Below are 17004 nucleotides of genomic sequence, written 5' to 3' on the forward strand. Positions count from 1 at the left end.
GGCTGATTATTCCTCGAAATTGCGCTGATGCAACTGATAATAAGCACCCTGCTGGTTTAACAGTTCCTGATGGGTACCCTGCTCAATAATACACCCCTGATCCATCACCACAATACGGTCGGCATTTTCAATGGTAGATAAACGGTGTGCAATGACAATGGTGGTACGATTCTGCATCGCTGCATCAAAGGCACGTTGAATAAAGTATTCAGATTCATTGTCTAATGCACTGGTCGCCTCATCCAAAATCAGGATCGGCGCATTTTTCAAAATAGCACGGGCAATCGCGATACGCTGACGCTGACCACCGGACAGGTTTAAACCCTGCGCACCGAGTGGTGTGTCATAACCTTGTGGTAAGGCCATAATAAAATCATGCGCATACGCCGCTTTGGCCGCCGCGATGATCTCTTCATCCGACGCACCTTCCAGCTGACCATACGCAATATTTTCACGCACGGTACGGTTAAACAGCACCACCTGCTGATTGACCATGGCAATTTGGGTACGCAGGCTATTCAGTTCAATCTGATGAATATCCAGCCCATCCAGCTTGATCTGGCCTGAAGATAATTCCTGAAAACGCACCAGCAAATTAACCAGTGAGCTTTTGCCCGCCCCTGAACGTCCGACCAGTGCCACGGTTTCACCGGCTTTAACATTCAGGCTAAAGTCATGAATGGCATGATGGCCATCGGCATAGACCAGATTGGCCTGATCAAATTCAATATTGCCTTTTAAGGCTGGAGTTAAGGTACCAGTATTTTTTTCTTCCGGCATATCCAGCAGTTCAAATACAGAATGCGCCGCCGCCATACCGCGTTGCAGTTTTTCGTTGATATCGGTTAGCGCTTTAATTGGTTTGCTCAGCATACCAGCGGCAGTAATATAGGCCACAAATTCACCAGCTGAGGTGTCACGTAAAATTTCCGGGCGCAGCGCAATCCAGATCACGATGGAGAGTGCAATCGACATGATCAACTGTACCACCGGACTGTTGAGCTGCTGCACAGCTACCATTTTCAGGCCACGGCGCAAGTTTTCCAGTGAGTTCTGTTTAAAGCGTTCCTGCTCGTATTGATGACCGGCAAAACCTTTCACCACCAGATTGCCGTTTACAGTTTCCTGCACCACGTGGTTCACATCACCCATGGTATCCTGCACCTGAATTGACAGCTTACGCATACGCTTGGCGGCTTTCCGGATTAACAGGCCAATCAGCGGGGCAAAAATCAGGATACAGATGGTCAAACGCCAGTTGCTATAAAACAGGTAACCAAGCAAGGCGATGGTAATTAAACCCTGTTGCAGCAAGGTACGCAAAGATTCGGTGGAAGCCGCTGTCAGCTGCTCCACGTTATACATGATTTTGGCAGTAATGTGGCCACTGGTATTGTCCAGATAATACTGCGACGGTAAGCGCAGCAATTTGGCAAATACTTCCTGGCGCACATTAAACACCAGATTACGTGAAATGACCGCGGTATAGTAGCCGCCCAGAAACAGGCCGACACCACGGAAAAACATCAGCAACACCACCAGAAAAGGAAACAGGTGGGTGAAGGTGTAGTCTTTTTCCTGAATTGCCGTAATAATTTTTTCCAGCAACTTGGCCACTGATACCTCAGTCGCCGCATTGATGGCAAAACCCACCACAACCAGAATTGCGATTCCCCAGAAAGGTTTTAAATAACCGAGTAGACGCAGGTAGACTTTATAATCCGGATTCACTAATAGCCTCGAGTTGGTACTTTCGTACTGATGTTAATGTTGACGAAACCCAGTTGTCCCGCAACATCCATGACACGAATCACATCCTGATGAGAAGCTTTCGCGTCTGCCGCAATGATAAACATTAAATCACGTCGATCATTGGAAATTTGTTTAATTGCTGTATTTAAATCAGCAACTTCCTTGCTGGAAAGCGCCTGCCCGTTGACCGAATAATGCCCGGAAGCATCGACCACCACCTCGACTTTCTGGTCATAGGCTTTCGGTGGCACCCCTTGCGCTTCCGGCAAGGTCAGGTTCATCCGGCTAAACTGGTTAAAACTGGTGGACAGTAACAGGAACACCAGAATAAACAGCAAACAGTCAATCATCGGTGTCAGGTTAATATGAATATCTTCCACTTGCGAGCGTTTGAATTTCATAGGTCACCTTAGCCTGCTTTTTTAATGTCTTCATCAACAATCTGGGTTTGATGAAACAGCGCAGCATGAAACAATGTCGCCTGCTGTTCCAGCTCGGCCACATATTCCTGTACCAGACGCTGGAAATAACGGTAAGCAAATAAAGCCGGCACCGCAATCAGCATACCCGCTGCGGTGGTAATCAGTGCTTTGGAAATCCCCGGAATCATTAAAGTCGGATTGCTTGAACTGATATCAATCATCAGGAAAGATTCAATAATCCCCAGAACGGTCCCCAATAAGCCCAGCAACGGCGCCACAGCACTTAAAGTCCCGAGGAAATTAATATTTTTTTCCAGATAGCCAATTTCCTGAGAGGCTGTCGCTTCCATCTGCGCGCGCGCAAACTGTTCAGACTGGTGTTTATTTTGCGCACCAGCCATAAAGATTCGGCCCAAAGTACTGTGCTGTAAATTTTCCGATTGCTGCAACTGCTGTAACACGCCTTGCACCGGCTGTCCGGTTTGTAATTGCAAGGCTTTCGGCACCACACCGGCACGCTTAAGACGTAAAAAACGCTCAATACTGATGGCCAGCGTAAACACAGAGCACAACAGTAACGGCAGCATCAGCCAGCCGCCTGCTTTTACCAATTCCCACATTCGATTTTCCCCAATAAATCTACAATAAAAATTAATCAGCCAAGCAGATATTTAAAATACCATCTAGTTCTTCTAAGGAGTGATAGCTGATCACCAGCTTCCCCTTACCCTGCTTGTTATGATCAATTTTGACATTGGCACTGAAACGCTCTGACAGACGTTGTGTCAGTTGCTGAATATCCGGTGCCGGTTCTGCTTTTGGTTTTTCTGTTTTTGGTGCGCTCCAGTCACGCACCAGCTGTTCGGTCTGACGGACCGACAAACTCTTTTCAATCACCAGTTCAGCCACTTTCAGCTGATCTTTGGCTTTTAAGGTCAAAATGGCGCGCGCATGGCCCATATCCAGCAGCCCTTGCTGCATCAGGTCTTTAACTTCTTCAGTTAAAGTCAACAAACGCAACAGGTTACTGACCGTAGTTCGTGCCTTACCGACGGTGTCGGCAATTTCCTGATGGCTCAGACCAAACTCGTCATGGAAGCGCTGCAAGGCCATGGCCTGATCAATCGGATTCAGATCCTGACGCTGAATATTTTCAATTAAAGCCAGTGCAATCGCCACCTGATCGGTCAGGTCACGGACAATTGCCGGAACTTCGGTGAGTCCCGCCAGCTGTGCGGCACGCCAGCGACGTTCACCAGCAATAATTTCATACGGATGCTGTTCGTCATCAATCGGACGAATCACAATCGGTTGCATGACCCCGTGTTTTTCAATCGAGGCGGCAAGTTCCTGTAAGTCCTGTTCATGGATAAAACGGCGTGGCTGATATTCACCCCGTTTTAATAAATGCACATCAATCTGTTTTAGCTGACCATGATCCAAAGACTGGGCTTCAAGTTGTAATTTTTCTTTCTGGATCGACCCAAGTAAGGCATCCAAACCACGACCTTTGGCGAGTCCGCGTTTTTTTATGGTCATGCTTTACTTCCTTTTTTCACTTTGCTTTTCTTTAACATTTCAGCTGCCAGATTCAGGTAAGCAACTGCACCCTTTGAACTTTTCTCAAAATAAATTACAGGCAAACCATGCGCCGGTGCTTCGGCCAGACGCACATTACGTGGAATCACGGTGTCATACAGCTTTTTGCCAAAATACTGTTGCAGCTCTTCAGACACATCACGGGTTAATGCATTACGCGCATCGTACATGGTTCGCAGCACACCAATAATTTCCAGCTCTGGATTTAAAGCCTGCTGAATCCGGTCGATGGTCTGGGTTAAATCGGCCAGACCTTCCAGCGCATAGTATTCACATTGCATTGGAATCATCACGCCCTGTACCGCAGCCAGCGCATTCACGGTAATTAAGCTTAAGCTTGGCGCACAATCGACAATAATGTAGTCAAAACTTTTTTCAATTTCGCCCAGTGCATCACGCAGAATAAACTCGCGCCCTTCCTGCTCGGCAATAGCCAGTTCCACACCGGACAAATCACGGTTTGCACCTAAAACCTTATAACCCACTTCCGATTTGGTAATGGCCGTTTCAATTGGCACTTCGCCCAGCAACACATCGGTAATGGAATATAGAAGGTCGTTTTTTTGGATACCAGAACCCATCGTGGCATTTCCCTGTGAATCCATATCCACAAGTAAAACGCGCTTTTTCAAAACAGCTAACGATGCTGCCAAATTTACTGCGGTTGTAGTTTTACCGACACCACCTTTCTGGTTCGCAATCGCAATAATTTGTGCCATGGTAACCCCAATCCTTAGAATGAATTAAATATGTTTTAATAAAAGTAGATGACGCTGTTCGTCCAGACGTGGAACTTTTAGCTCGATAATTTCACAGCTGAACTCATCTTTCAATGCTTCAACCTCATCGGCCGGAATCAGACCTTTCATGGAAGCAATAATACTCTGTCCATGCATAAACGGTTTTGATGCCGCCACAAAATCGGTCAGAGATGCAAAGGCACGGCTGGTGATGACATCAAACTGGCCTAACTCACGGATACTGTCTTCATTTTCGACTCGGGTTTGGACCGCCACCACGTTTTGCAGTTTCAGATCGGCAATAAACTGCTTCAAGAAACGGATTTTTTTGCCATTCGAGTCCAGCAACACGCACTGACGTTCCGGCTGACATAAGGCAATGATCATGCCCGGCATACCGCCACCGGTACCAATGTCCAGCAAACGGCCGGCAGGTAAATCGTTGAGAATACTCAGGCTGTCGAGCAAATGCTTGACCAGCATTTCTTTCGGATCACGAATTGCGGTCAAGTTATACGCTTTGTTCCATAGCACCAAAGCATCTTGATATTGGAGTAATAAATTTAAAGTCTCATCGCTGAGCTCTAAACCCAAGGCCTGACTACCCTGCTTGAGTTCCTGAAAAAACGTATGCATAAACAATGAACGTCTCGAAAAAGTTAGCTGAAAGTATACCGATTTATCTGCCAAGTCACAGCAGCGAGTGCTTAGTGAATATGCACTTAAGCGTACACACCTTGCTGAATTTGTTGATCCAGTGCATTTAATCGCTCAGGAGTGCCAACATCTACCCAGACACCCTGCAATTTGCTGGCGGCAATTTTTTCATCCTGCATGGCCTGTTTCAATAACGGTGCCAGTGGACGCTTGCCACCTTCCAGGCCCTGAAACATCTGCGGATCAATCACGGCAATACCGCTATAGGTCAGATTTTCACCGGATTTTTCCTGATCAAAGGTATAAGCTTTTTGTTCCGATAAGGTGAAATCGCCTTGCGGATGCTGCGCCGGATTCTCTACCAGCACCAGATGCGCCAGCTGATCTTGTAACTGTACCGACAATAATGGCGCAAAATCCATGGTGGTCCAGACATCGCCATTGACCAGAATAAAGGGCTCATTGCCGAGCAGCGGCAGCGCGTTAATAATCCCGCCTGCGGTTTCCAGACCTTCGCCTTCATGCGACCAGAGAATATTAACGCCAAACTGGCTGCCATCCCCCAAAGCCTGAGCCAGTTTTTCACCCAGCCAGGCGGTATTGATCACAATTTCGGTTATGCCGATGCGCTGCAGCTTTTCGATATGCCAGACAATTAGCGGCTTACCACCTACTTCCAGTAAGGGTTTAGGCGTATGCAAGGTTAAAGGACGCATCCGGTTACCTAAACCAGCAGCAAGAATCATGGCTTTCATCAGGCAGCTACCTCATAACGGCCATATTTGGCTTCAAATGCTGGCATAACTTTTTCACGAATAAACTGCATAAAAGGCTGCAATTCGGCATAAGGCTGCGATTCTTCCAGTAGATACCACATCACGCGCGGCAAATCTTTTAAGTAACCCGATTTGCCATCACGCTCGAACAGGCGCACAAAAATACCCAGAATCTTGATATGACGCTGAATCGCCATCAGGTCGGCGTCTTTCTTGAACTGCTCAAAATCACGCTCCTGCTTGGCGCTTTCCGGCAGCAAATCATAAAAGGTTTTAAACCAGCGATAGACACGATCTGCATTCCACTGCACGTAGGCATCACGGGTAATTGAAATCAGATCATAGGTATCGGCGCCAATTACCGCATCCTGAAAATCAATCACCCCAAGTTCGGTTTCACCTGCAATTTTCATCAGGTTCCGGCTGTGAAAATCACGATGTACAATCACTTGTGGCTGGGCCAAAGCCGCATTGGCCAGAATAGCAAAGGTACGCTTGATTAACGCGCTCTCTTCTGCGGTTGGCTGAATCTGTAATGAGGGCAACATCCAGTCGGTGAGCAGCTCCATTTCACTGATCAGTTTTTCATAGGAATAGTCCGGGAAATGGCCTTCGCCAGCAATGGACTGCAATTGGATCAGCTGCTTGAAGCTTTGTGCATAGTAGTCATCGACAGTCTGTTCATTTAACAGGGTCGAGAGCAATACATCACCAAAATCTTCCAGTAGCAAAAAGCCCTGCTGCAGATCTTTGGCGATGATATGCGGCACGCGTACACCATGCGCATCAAAAAATTCATCAATCGTCACAAAAGGACCACAATCTTCTTTTTCTGGTGGTGCATCCATCAGCATAAATGTTTTATTATTCAATTTGATTCGTGCATAACGACGGAAGCTTGCATCGCCTGCTAAAAAATGAGTTTCAAATTGATCTGAACCGAGTACAGATGTAATCCATGTTTGTATCAATTGTTCACGTTGTGTATTCATTTGCAATAAATTCTAATACAGGCTGAGTTTTTAAAGTGCTAAGTGTAGCTACTTCTGCGCTTTTTCTCTATGATGCGACAATAATTAATTGCGATTAAGCACTCTTGGTTAATGAGACAAATGAAGCATCAGTTTAAATTTAATCCTTTAGCGACTGCGATCTTGACCCTGTTATGTGGACACGCGATGAGCAGTCATGCAGAGACCACAGAGCCCGCTTCATCCATCACCAATCAACAACTCAAACAGAGCATTCAAGATGCTTATCCGGGCCAGTCGTTTTTTGAACAGTATTATGTCGATAAAACCGCGCCGGAAGCCCAGCAGCGTTTTGGTCAGGAGCTGAGTTCAGCCTATTGCCAGGGCGCCTGGGTTACGCCAATTAGCCCGGACACCGTGGCCGTTGCTGCGGAAGAAGCCACCTCGACCGTTACCGCTGATTATGGTCACTATAACCCTAATGGGGATTCGGTCTTAGAAGGCAATGTGGTCATTGACCAGCAAGGCCGCCAGATTCGCGCCGATAAAATTACCATTGAGCAGACCCAGACCTATGCCAGTGCCGAAGGCCGGGTACAAATGGCGCAAGCCGGTTTACTGGCGCAAAGCGACCAGATCAATTACAACCTGAAAACCCAGCAAGGCGATTTACACAACAGCTTCTATATTGCAGAAGAACAGCACGCACATGGCATGGCGGAAAAGATTGCCCGCACTTCAACCAATACCTTGGTATTGAATAATGCCACCTATAGCACCTGCCCGCCTGAACAGGCACCGACTTGGAAAATTCAGGCCGATGAAATCAAGCTAAATCAGGAAACCGGTCGCGGTGAAACCCGTGGCACCAAGCTGTATGTAAAAGATGTACCGGTGCTGGCGGTGCCATATTTTAACTTCCCGATTGATGACCGTCGTACTACCGGTATTTTGACCCCGAGTTTTGGCTTTACCAATGATGGTGGAGTTGAACTGGCGGTACCGGTCTACCTGAACCTGGCTCCAAACTATGATGCCACCGTGACACCACGCTATATTGGTGACCGTGGCCCGATGCTGGAAGGTGAATTCCGCTATCTGACCGAGAATTTTGGTCAGGGGCAGATCTGGGGCGGCTACCTGGCCTCTGACAATAAATACAATGATGAAGATCGTAAGGATTTTCACTTTCTGCATAACTGGCAGATTAACGAGCAGTTCAATACCAATCTGGAATATAACTACGCTTCAGATAAAGACTATTTTGCTGACTTAAACAACAACCCGAACTCCAGAACCGACCTGAACTTACGCCGCGCCTGGGAACTAAATTATCGCAATGGCATTCCGGGTTTAAGAGCGCAGCTAAAAGTTGAAGATTTCCAGACGCTGGACCCGACTATTCCAGATGAAGACCGTCCGTATGCGCGTTTACCACAGTTCTTATTGAACTATAAAACCGGGAATCCTCAAGGTTTCCAGATCGAGTTTAACCACGACACGGCTTACTTCAAGAAAGATATTAACAATCTGGAAGCCAGTACCACCGACCTGAACAGCTATGAGCCAAGTGGTACCCGTATCTATAACGATTTTAAAGCACGTTATAACTACCGCAACCCATGGTCTTTTGTGATTCCAGAAGTATCACTTCGCAACGTCAACACCTTCTTTGACAAAGACACCCAAAACGCGCTGAATCAGTTTGATTCATCTAGCGAAACCAAATCGGTGACGGTACCGCAGTTTACCCTGGACGCCGGTCTGACCTTTGAAAAAGAAGGTCGCTTCCTGCAAACCATTACCCCGCGTGCCTTCTATGCCTACGCGCCGTATCAGAAGCAGGATGGCCATCCAAATTTTGATTCAGCCACTGCTTCCATTAATTATGACCAGCTGTTTAGCCCATACCGTTTCTACGGCCATGACCGCCTGGAAGACAACAACTTCCTGTCACTCGGTTTAAGCTACAGCCTGTTTGATGAAGTAGGTTTAGAGCGGATTCGTGCCAGCCTGGGTCAAAGCTTCTTCTTTGAAGATCGCCGTGTGACCCTGGAAAATACTGCAGACAGCTTTGATACCGAAAGCCGCACCGGCCCGGTAGTGAGTCTGGCCAGCCAGTTAACCGAAAACCTGAATATTGGTGCCAATGCCGCCTGGATGTCAAACGGTGACAATGCCCAGCGCGATCTGCACCTGTTCTATACCGGTGAACAAGGCAATTTATACAATGTCGGCTATATTAACCGTCGTCATATTCCAAACCGTCAGGATCATTATGATCAGGTGGTGGCCTCGTTCATTCAACCGGTCTACAACAACTGGCGTATTCTGGGTCATGCCCAATACGATTTGGACAATAGCGTCGCCCGTGAATATTTACTCGGTGTGAACTATGAATCCTGCTGCTGGGGCATCTCGGTCTACGGCCGCTCTTATTATAATGATCTGGATGATGTCTCCGATCACAACGTCAAGCCGAAACGCGCCATCATGGCCGAATTAAACCTGAAAGGCCTCGGCAGTTTCAACAATAAACTTGCATCTTTACTTGAAAACCGTATTTTAGGGTTTAATAGAACTAATCAAACTTGGACACAACGTTAATGAAGACACCACAGTTAAAACAATTTTTTAAAGCCACTGCCTTAGCTTTATGTATTTCTTCAGCTGCACCTGCTTTTGCACAAACTGTAGATCAGGTCGTGGCCGTGGTGGATAACAGTGTCATCCTACAAAGTGATTTAGCGCAAACCGCTGCTGAAATGCAGCAACAATTACAGGCACAGAACAAAACCGTGCCACCGGCTCAATATCTACAACAACAGGCCTTAGAACAACTGATCGTGCGTCAGGCACAGCTGGAACAGGTCAAACGCTATAACATCAAGCCTGATGAAAAAGCCTTAAATGAAGCGGTGATGCGTGTGGCCCAACAAAATGGCAGCAAAAGTCTGGAAGATTTCCAGCAGAAAGTCGACCGTATTGCACCGGGGACCTATGCCTCTTTACGCAACCGTATTGCTGAAGATTTGGCAATTAACCGTCTGCGTCAGCAAGTCGTGATGTCGCGAATTAAAATTAGCGATCAGGATGTCGATAACTTCCTGAAAACCCCGCAAGGTCAGGCCGCTTTAGGCAGTCAGGCGCATGTGTTGCATGTGCGCGTATCCGGTGAAAATGCACAGGCCACCGCGGAACAGGTTAAAACTGCACTGAATAACAGCAATGACCTCAATGCCATTAACAAGCAGTTCAGCACAGCTGCCACCAAAGTTGAATCGGCTGATATGGGTTTCCGCAGCCTTTCTGAAATTCCGGCTGAACTGGCTGCACGTGTAAGTGCACTTGACGTCGGTCAGACCACTGAGCTGATTGCAGTCAATGATGGTATTCATGTGCTGAAACTGGTCGATCGTAAAGCCGGTGAACAGCGCGCCCTGGTTCCCCAATATCAAACCCGTCATATTCTGATTCAGCCGACAGAAGTGGTAAGCCCAGAAAATGCCAAGCACATGATTGACAGTTTGTATAACCGCCTCAAAGCCGGTGAAGATTTTGCAGTGTTGGCCGGTACTTTCTCAACCGATACCGGTTCTGCCCGCGATGGCGGTAGCCTGGGCTGGGTTAGCCCTGGGGTGATGGTGCCTGAATTTGAACAGCAAATGAAAAGCACCCCGGTAGGTGAAATCAGCCAGCCGTTTCAAACCCAGTTTGGCTGGCATATTCTACAGGTGACAGATACCCGCCAGCAGGACATGACCCGCGAATACCAGGAACGTATGGCACGCCAGATTCTAGGTGAACGTCAGTTTGATACCGAACTGGACAGCTGGTTACGTGAAATTCGCAGCAATGCCTTTGTCGATATTAAAGATCCAAACCTGGACCGTAAAAATAACTAGGTCTTAAAAAATGAAAAACCAGTGCCTGCACTGGTTTTTTAATTCTGGCTTTTCACCTCGCCATCAATAGCAATAAAAAAACCGCTGAATTCAGCGGTTTTTTATAAGAGGACTTAAGCCATTAATATTGATTAACGGTTGTTGTCATCTTCTTGAGAATCTTCAAATTTAGAGTCGTTGTCAAAACCAGAAGCTTGACCACCGAAGCCAGCGCCTTGACCACCGAAGCCACCTTGACCGCCGAAGCCGCCGCCTTGACCGCCGAAGCCGCCGCCTTGACCACCGAAGCCGCCTTGACCACCGAAGCCACCTTGACCACCGAAGCCGCCGCCTTGACCACCGAAGCCGCCTTGACCACCAAAGCCACCACCTTGTCCGCCGCCGAAGCCACCACCTTGACCACCGAAGCCACCAGCACCTTGAGCACCAGCAGGTGCACCAGCAGGACGTGGATTACGTGCAGGTACAACTGTAGAAATCGCGTGTTTGTAAACCATTTGGCTTACTGTATTTTTTAATAGCACCACATACTGGTCAAAAGATTCGATATGACCCTGTAATTTAATACCGTTTACAAGGAAAATAGAAACTGGAATACGTTCTTTACGGAGAGAATTCAAGAACGGATCTTGTAAAGTTTGACCTTTAGACATGTTATAACTCCAAAAATAATTAAAAATCAGCGCAAAAACTATCTTTATTTTTCAATTAAAATTTATAAAAAAGACAGTTCATAAATTTTGCTTTATCCGTAACAGTTTCGCAAGTCTTCTTGAGCCTGCTTTATCGTAAAATATGTTTGAATTTTATGCGATTCCTGCAACGATCTGAGCCAAGTATATTGACGTTTTGCAAGTTGTCGTGTTGCAAATAGGGCCTTATCCTCCATTTCCTGCTTTTTATTGAGACTTTTATCACTTTTCTTTAGAAATTCTAAAGCTTGTCGGTATCCAACAGAGCGCATAGAGGGTAAATTCTCATCTAAATCGTATTTTTCAATAAGCCTTTCTACTTCATTCAAAAAACCCATTGACCACATTATTTCTAATCGTTTTTCTATACGTTGATGTAATTCTACCCGATCTGGCAGCAAGGCGTGATTATGAAAAGTGTAACGATATGGTACATTTTTGGGCTGTTCTGCTTGTAGTTTGGTAATAGGTTGACCGGTTAACTTGAACACTTCCAAGGCCCGGATAATCCGTTGCTTATCGCTGACTTTAAATTTTTGTCCGGCTAAAGCATCTACCGTGCACAATTCGGCATACACCGCTTCCCAGCCTTCACGTGCAGCCTTATCTTCAATTTCAGCGCGCACCGCATAATCTGCACTTGGCAAATTACTGGACAACCCTTCCAGCAAGGCCTTGAAATACAGCATAGTTCCGCCCACCAGAATCGGGGTTTTGCCACGCGCATGCATATCATCAATTAAAGCACAGGCATCTTCTACAAACTGCGCAGCAGAATACACCTCTAAAGGGGTAATAATATCAATCAGATGATGCGGATAACGCGCCTGCTCGGCTTTGCTTGGTTTGGCGGTGCCAATGTCCATATCCTGATACACCAAAGCGGAATCGACTGAAATCAGCTCAAAATGCCCCAGTTCATAGAGTTCACACGCCAAAGCAGTTTTACCGCTTGCAGTAGGTCCCATTAAATTGATGACCGGCAATTGATTTGACATGTACCACTACTCTCCTCGAGCAAAAAGTTTATCTAATTGAGCCAATGGAAAGGCACGCCAGGTCGGGCGGCCATGATTACATTGGCTGGCAAATTCGGTTTGTTCCATCTGGCGCAGCAAGGCGTTCATTTCAGACAGGCTCAGCATACGATGCGCACGCACGGCACCATGACAGGCCATGCCGGCCAGAATCTGGTCACGTTTTTGTAGCAGCGCTTGTGCTTCATCGGCCGGGTCCAGATCATTCAACAATTCAGGAATCAGCGCATCAAAATTGGCCTTATGCAAAATCGCCGGCACCCCACGCACAATCACCTGCTCATCACCATATTGATCCAGATCCAGCCCTAAACGTGCCAGCTGCGGTTTTAGCTCTTCAATCCGCATCGCCTGCATCCGGCTAATGCTAATCACTTTAGGAATTAGCAGCTGCTGTGAGGTCCAGAATTCCGGCTTATCCCAAGCCAATTTCATTTGCTGTAATAAAATCCGCTCATGTGCCGCGTGCATATCGACAATAATCAAGCCTTCGGTATTTTGCGCCAGAATGTAAATTCCATGTAACTGGGCGATGGCAATCCCAAGCGGATGTTCATCTACCGGAGCTGGCTGCGTCTCACCTGCGGCCGACTGTGGGCTGGATAATGCAGATTCATCCAGCTCACGTAACGGTGCCAGATAGCTTTTTAGCGCATTGTTCAGCTGCTGTGAACCGGTATAGGCATTGCTATAACCGGTATTCTGACCACTGGCCATTTTCTGGCCTTGTGGTAGTGCATAATCCACACTTTGCGGGCGGGCATCGCTAAAATCTGTCAGTAATTCTGGTGCCGCCTGATTAGATACTGGCACGATGGCTTCGGCTGCTTTATGCAGCTGGAACTGTTCCTGATAACGTGGCTGCGCCGCAAACACCGGCTCCGGGGTTTCAGTTTTCATGGCCGTGGCCAAGTCGGCACTGGCGGTTTGGAACTGTGCTAGGGTTTCTTTGCCATAATGACGCACAAACTCATGCACTTCACGCTGGTTTAAAAAGCGGATTTCATGCTTGGTTGGATGCACATTGACATCAATATTTTCAGGTTCAACTTCCAGAAACAGCAAATACGCCGCATGCTGATGACCATGCAAAATACCATCATAGGCCATGCGCAGCGCATGTGAGATGGTCTTGTCTTTAACAATCCGGCCATTTACATAGACATATTGTAAATCGGCCTGTGCCCGCGCATCGGAAGGATGGCCCAACCAGCCCGACAGACGCATGCTGATACTATCGGCATCAATCCAGTAAGCATTTTCGGTAAACTGTCGTCCCAGCAATTGCTGTACACGCTGAAAACGCAGCTCGCCGCTGTCAGCAACCGGCAGGTTCAGCTTGATGCTGTTATTATGTTCCAGCACAAAACGGATATCAAAATGCGTCAGTGCCAGACGGCGCACAATTTCTTCAATATGGCCAAATTCGGTACCCGGCTTTTTTAAAAATTTACGGCGTGCCGGCACATTAAAAAACAGATCCTGCACCCGAATATGGGTTCCTTTCGACGCAGCCACCGGCACAATCTCCTGATGATCAAAAGCCGTGCCATTCACTTCAACCTGATAGCCCACCCCTTCATCTGTCTGGCTGCTGATCAGGCTTAAACGCGATACTGCGGCAATGGACGCCAGCGCTTCACCGCGAAAACCGAGGCTGACAATGGCATGCAAGTCATCGGCAGTTTGAATTTTACTGGTGGCATGACGCATCACTGCCAAGGGCAGATCTTCAGGATGAATGCCGCGCCCATTGTCAATAATTTCAATCAGGGTACTGCCGCCCTGTTCCACCCGGATAATCAGTTCGGTCGCACCGGCATCAATCGCATTTTCTAATAATTCTTTGACCACAGAAGCCGGACGCTCAATAACTTCTCCGGCGGCAATCTGGTTGGCCAGTGCCGGATCAAGCGCGCGGATACGACGTGTACTTAAATCAGCCGACATGGGTAAAATTCTGCTCCAGAGCGTGTTGCAAAGCGGCAGAAGACGAGTTGAGAGTTGCGGTGCGGCTCAGTTCATCTTCAGACTTTAGAATATTAATAATCAGGTCCGGTGCTGGAATTTCATCCCCACCTTTTGATGGCCATTCAAATAAAAATAAGGCGTTTGCTGTATCCAGATAATCACGGATGCCCATCAGCTCCAGTTCATACGGGTCATTCAGGCGATACAGGTCAAAGTGGAAAATATCCTGACCATTGACCTGATACGGCTCCACCAGGGTATAGGTGGGACTTTTTACCGATCCCTGATGACCTAAGCTTTGTAACAGATAACGGGTCAGCGTGGTTTTCCCTGCGCCCAAATCCCCAATCAGATAAATCACCCCGCGCGGGAAATGCGCCGCCAAAACCTGAGCCAGATTTTGGGTCTCTTGTTCATTGTTCAGGTTCAGACAAAATGAATACTGCATAATACTCGCGACATGATTCAAAACAGCAATTATGATAGCATCGCAGCCGCTTAAAAGCCTATTCGACTGCGTCAGAATCTGTATTTTTTCACAGCATTTGTTGCCTAATTTGAGATGTACACCCGTTCATGAGCTCCACTGCCGATTTTATTCCCCCGATGATTAATGGCGTTAGCGCCAGCAAAGTTTATTTGCAGCTATCATCGGCACGTACAGTGTATGCCTACCTGTGCCAGCAGTTTCCGCATATTTCCGCTGCTGAATGGCAGTCGCGCTTTCAGGATGGTCTGATCTATGATGCACATGGTCAGCGTCTAAACACAGACAGTCCTTTTCAGGCGCATACGCACTGTTTTTACTATCGTTTTTTGGCCCATGAAGTAACGGTGCCGTTTCAGCATCAGATTTTATTTGAAAATGAAGATTTGCTGGTGGTAGATAAACCGCATTTTCTGACCATGAGCCCAACCGGACAATATGTGCAGCAAACCTTACTGGTGCGTTTGAAACAGCAAACTGGCAATGAACAGCTGACCCCGATTCACCGTTTAGACCGGGAAACTGCCGGCGTGGTGCTATTTTCCAAACAGCCGGCCAGTCGTGGTCTTTATCAGCAAATGTTTGCCGAACGTCAGGTCCGCAAGACCTATCATGCGATTGCACCTTTTCGTGCCGATTTAAGTTTTCCTTGCACCACCCGTTACCGCATGGAAAAAGGTCAGCCGTTTTATACCATGCAGGTGGTGGATGGAGTACCCAACAGCGAAACCGATATTGAGCTGTTAGCGCATAACGGTCATTTGGCAAAGTATTTGCTTAAACCTGTCACCGGTAAGCAGCATCAATTGCGGGTGCATTTAAATCAGCTTGGAATTGCTATTTTAAACGATCCATTTTATCCGCAGGTGCAGCATAAAACGGAAGATGATTTTTCTGCGCCTTTACAGCTTCTGGCCAAAGATATTTGCTTTCAGGACCCAATCAGCAAAGCAGCAATGGCGTTTAGCTCCCAATTTGACCTGACACTGTAATCTAATTGTCATTACATTTATTTCAATTTTTCCTGTGTATGAATATTGAAATTACAAATGGTTAGATTAAAATGTGTCTACACAGTTAAGTGCACTTAAATTAATTAAAATCATGAGAAAAACTGAAGTTTATCAAATTCGCCTGGATTCTCAGGAAAAGAAACAGGCTTTTGCCGTGTTTAAACAGTTGGGGATTACACCGGCACAAGCGGTTCGTCTGTTCTTTAAACAGGTCGTTCTGACCAAATCTATTCCTTTTTCTATCGAAAACCAGAATATTAATCTGGAGCAGCTGATCAAGTTAAGAAAGCTCAAGCAAGAACAGCAAAATACTCAGGCCACACCAACACCTGCGCCCGTCAGCACCGACACTTCCCCACTGGACGATGAAGATCTGGACCTGTTTGCCGAATTAAATGCCCTCTTGGGTGAAACTGACAAAAGTTAACAGTGTTGTATTTATAAACAATATTTTAATTTAATCTGCTAAAAACTTGGTTATGCTGCATAGACAACAATAAGATATGCAGGGAGTCATGGATGATTGTCAGACGCGCAACCGTAGCAGATCTCGAGCAGCTGGCCGTATTATTTGATGAATATCGTCAATTTTATGGTGCATCTTCTAACCCGAAGCTTTCACACCAGTTTTTACAACAGCGTTTTGAAAATCATGAAAGCGTGATTTTTATTCATGTGAAAGATGAGGTGATTACCGGTTTTATCCTGCTGTATTTAGGCTTTTCTTCGGTGGCCTGTACCACCTATTATATTCTGGATGATGTCTATGTGACGCCGGTCTATCGTCGTCAAGGCTCGGCCAAACAGCTGATTGATACCGCAATTCATTTTGCCCGTCATAACAATGCACTACGGATTAGTCTGCAAACCCAGAACAACAACTATCAATCGCATCAACTGTATGAACAGATGGGCTTTATTAAAGACAATGAGTTTCAGACCTACCACTGTTTCTTAAAATAGCCCAATCTATTAAAAGCCG

General features: G+C 46.8%; 17 protein-coding genes. 5 read left to right on the forward strand and 12 right to left on the reverse strand.

The window, feature by feature from the left end; translation table 11 throughout:
• Positions 1 to 6: 6 nt before the first annotated feature.
• The 8 genes from msbA to FTU67_RS06515 form a co-directional block, all read right to left on the reverse strand.
• Positions 7 to 1731: a lipid A export permease/ATP-binding protein MsbA gene (msbA, locus tag FTU67_RS06480; RefSeq protein ID WP_180061561.1), complete on the reverse strand. Its 1725-nt coding sequence runs from the start codon at positions 1729 to 1731 to the stop codon at positions 7 to 9.
• On the reverse strand, positions 1731 to 2153 hold the full coding sequence (locus tag FTU67_RS06485; protein ID WP_005177483.1) for a biopolymer transporter ExbD: 423 nt from the start codon (positions 2151 to 2153) through the stop codon (positions 1731 to 1733). The genes msbA and FTU67_RS06485 overlap by 1 nt, the downstream gene beginning before the upstream one ends.
• Positions 2154 to 2161: 8 nt before the next feature.
• Positions 2162 to 2794, reverse strand: a complete 633-nt coding sequence (locus tag FTU67_RS06490; RefSeq protein ID WP_005177480.1) for a MotA/TolQ/ExbB proton channel family protein — start codon at positions 2792 to 2794, stop codon at positions 2162 to 2164.
• 31 nt (positions 2795 to 2825) lie between these two features.
• A complete protein-coding gene (locus FTU67_RS06495; RefSeq protein WP_005177477.1) occupies positions 2826 to 3713 on the reverse strand; it encodes a ParB/RepB/Spo0J family partition protein in 888 nt (295 codons plus the stop codon).
• Positions 3710 to 4492, reverse strand: coding sequence for a ParA family protein (locus FTU67_RS06500; RefSeq protein WP_005177476.1), 783 nt, complete (start codon positions 4490 to 4492; stop codon positions 3710 to 3712). The genes FTU67_RS06495 and FTU67_RS06500 overlap by 4 nt, the downstream gene beginning before the upstream one ends.
• 24 nt (positions 4493 to 4516) lie before the next feature.
• The gene (gene rsmG / locus FTU67_RS06505; RefSeq protein ID WP_016658229.1) at positions 4517 to 5149 is read right to left on the reverse strand and encodes a 16S rRNA (guanine(527)-N(7))-methyltransferase RsmG; all 633 of its coding nucleotides are present in this window, start codon (positions 5147 to 5149) and stop codon (positions 4517 to 4519) included.
• An 86-nt stretch (positions 5150 to 5235) separates the two neighbouring features.
• Positions 5236 to 5925, reverse strand: coding sequence for an N-acetylmuramate alpha-1-phosphate uridylyltransferase MurU (gene murU / locus FTU67_RS06510; protein WP_180061562.1), 690 nt, complete (start codon positions 5923 to 5925; stop codon positions 5236 to 5238).
• Positions 5925 to 6938 carry an aminoglycoside phosphotransferase family protein gene (locus FTU67_RS06515; RefSeq protein ID WP_005177470.1) on the reverse strand — a complete coding sequence of 338 codons (1014 nt, stop codon included), beginning with the start codon at positions 6936 to 6938 and terminating at the stop codon, positions 5925 to 5927. Before FTU67_RS06515 ends, murU begins: the two co-directional genes overlap by 1 nt.
• Before the next feature lie 120 nt (positions 6939 to 7058).
• On the opposite strand from FTU67_RS06515, the gene FTU67_RS06520 reads away from it, so the two are divergent.
• Together FTU67_RS06520 and FTU67_RS06525 are read left to right on the forward strand one after the other, a co-directional pair.
• Positions 7059 to 9524, forward strand: a complete 2466-nt coding sequence (locus tag FTU67_RS06520) for an LPS-assembly protein LptD (RefSeq protein WP_180061563.1) — start codon at positions 7059 to 7061, stop codon at positions 9522 to 9524.
• Complete coding sequence (locus tag FTU67_RS06525; protein WP_016658233.1) at positions 9524 to 10822, forward strand: peptidylprolyl isomerase; 1299 nt, start codon at positions 9524 to 9526, stop codon at positions 10820 to 10822. Before FTU67_RS06520 ends, FTU67_RS06525 begins: the two co-directional genes overlap by 1 nt.
• Positions 10823 to 10953: 131 nt before the next feature.
• Here the strand turns inward: FTU67_RS06525 and hfq are convergent, their stop codons facing one another.
• The 4 genes from hfq to tsaE all read right to left on the reverse strand — a co-directional run bounded on the left by hfq (position 10954) and on the right by tsaE (position 14970).
• Entirely contained in the window at positions 10954 to 11475 is a 522-nt protein-coding gene (gene hfq, locus FTU67_RS06530) for an RNA chaperone Hfq (protein ID WP_168407102.1), read from the reverse strand.
• A gap of 92 nt (positions 11476 to 11567) precedes the next feature.
• Positions 11568 to 12512, reverse strand: coding sequence for a tRNA (adenosine(37)-N6)-dimethylallyltransferase MiaA (gene miaA, locus FTU67_RS06535; RefSeq protein ID WP_005177459.1), 945 nt, complete (start codon positions 12510 to 12512; stop codon positions 11568 to 11570).
• Positions 12513 to 12518: 6 nt separating this feature from the next.
• On the reverse strand, positions 12519 to 14501 hold the full coding sequence (mutL, locus tag FTU67_RS06540) for a DNA mismatch repair endonuclease MutL (RefSeq protein WP_180061564.1): 1983 nt from the start codon (positions 14499 to 14501) through the stop codon (positions 12519 to 12521).
• Positions 14491 to 14970 (reverse strand): tRNA (adenosine(37)-N6)-threonylcarbamoyltransferase complex ATPase subunit type 1 TsaE, encoded by a 480-nt coding sequence (tsaE, locus tag FTU67_RS06545; RefSeq protein WP_075166770.1) that lies wholly within the window; start codon positions 14968 to 14970, stop codon positions 14491 to 14493. Before tsaE ends, mutL begins: the two co-directional genes overlap by 11 nt.
• 128 nt (positions 14971 to 15098) lie before the next feature.
• Between tsaE and FTU67_RS06550 the strand changes: the two genes are divergently transcribed.
• The 3 genes from FTU67_RS06550 to FTU67_RS06560 all read left to right on the forward strand — a co-directional run bounded on the left by FTU67_RS06550 (position 15099) and on the right by FTU67_RS06560 (position 16985).
• Positions 15099 to 16001 carry an RluA family pseudouridine synthase gene (locus tag FTU67_RS06550; RefSeq protein ID WP_104488995.1) on the forward strand — a complete coding sequence of 301 codons (903 nt, stop codon included), beginning with the start codon at positions 15099 to 15101 and terminating at the stop codon, positions 15999 to 16001.
• 112 nt (positions 16002 to 16113) lie between these two features.
• On the forward strand, positions 16114 to 16449 hold the full coding sequence (locus FTU67_RS06555; RefSeq protein ID WP_005177448.1) for a type II toxin-antitoxin system RelB/DinJ family antitoxin: 336 nt from the start codon (positions 16114 to 16116) through the stop codon (positions 16447 to 16449).
• A gap of 92 nt (positions 16450 to 16541) precedes the next feature.
• A complete protein-coding gene (locus FTU67_RS06560) occupies positions 16542 to 16985 on the forward strand; it encodes a GNAT family N-acetyltransferase (RefSeq protein ID WP_180061565.1) in 444 nt (147 codons plus the stop codon).
• Positions 16986 to 17004 lie beyond the last annotated feature (19 nt).

The organism is Acinetobacter sp. YH12132 (assembly GCF_013418645.1).
In the GTDB taxonomy this organism is placed as follows: domain Bacteria; phylum Pseudomonadota; class Gammaproteobacteria; order Pseudomonadales; family Moraxellaceae; genus Acinetobacter; species Acinetobacter indicus.

Bases quoted from the DNA above. Each gene is read 5' to 3' on its own strand.
- mutL (WP_180061564.1), bottom strand. From the start codon at position 14,501: ATGTCGGCTGATTTAAGTACACGTCGTATCCGCGCGCTTGATCCGGCA.
- murU (WP_180061562.1), bottom strand. From the start codon at position 5,925: ATGAAAGCCATGATTCTTGCTGCTGGTTTAGGTAACCGGATGCGTCCT.
- FTU67_RS06520 (WP_180061563.1), top strand. From the start codon at position 7,059: ATGAAGCATCAGTTTAAATTTAATCCTTTAGCGACTGCGATCTTGACC.
- FTU67_RS06515 (WP_005177470.1), bottom strand. From the start codon at position 6,938: ATGAATACACAACGTGAACAATTGATACAAACATGGATTACATCTGTA.
- FTU67_RS06485 (WP_005177483.1), bottom strand. From the start codon at position 2,153: ATGAAATTCAAACGCTCGCAAGTGGAAGATATTCATATTAACCTGACA.
- FTU67_RS06560 (WP_180061565.1), top strand. From the start codon at position 16,542: ATGATTGTCAGACGCGCAACCGTAGCAGATCTCGAGCAGCTGGCCGTA.
- rsmG (WP_016658229.1), bottom strand. From the start codon at position 5,149: ATGCATACGTTTTTTCAGGAACTCAAGCAGGGTAGTCAGGCCTTGGGT.
- FTU67_RS06525 (WP_016658233.1), top strand. From the start codon at position 9,524: ATGAAGACACCACAGTTAAAACAATTTTTTAAAGCCACTGCCTTAGCT.
- tsaE (WP_075166770.1), bottom strand. From the start codon at position 14,970: ATGCAGTATTCATTTTGTCTGAACCTGAACAATGAACAAGAGACCCAA.
- FTU67_RS06500 (WP_005177476.1), bottom strand. From the start codon at position 4,492: ATGGCACAAATTATTGCGATTGCGAACCAGAAAGGTGGTGTCGGTAAA.
- miaA (WP_005177459.1), bottom strand. From the start codon at position 12,512: ATGTCAAATCAATTGCCGGTCATCAATTTAATGGGACCTACTGCAAGC.
- FTU67_RS06555 (WP_005177448.1), top strand. From the start codon at position 16,114: ATGAGAAAAACTGAAGTTTATCAAATTCGCCTGGATTCTCAGGAAAAG.
- hfq (WP_168407102.1), bottom strand. From the start codon at position 11,475: ATGTCTAAAGGTCAAACTTTACAAGATCCGTTCTTGAATTCTCTCCGT.
- FTU67_RS06550 (WP_104488995.1), top strand. From the start codon at position 15,099: ATGAGCTCCACTGCCGATTTTATTCCCCCGATGATTAATGGCGTTAGC.
- FTU67_RS06495 (WP_005177477.1), bottom strand. From the start codon at position 3,713: ATGACCATAAAAAAACGCGGACTCGCCAAAGGTCGTGGTTTGGATGCC.
- FTU67_RS06490 (WP_005177480.1), bottom strand. From the start codon at position 2,794: ATGTGGGAATTGGTAAAAGCAGGCGGCTGGCTGATGCTGCCGTTACTG.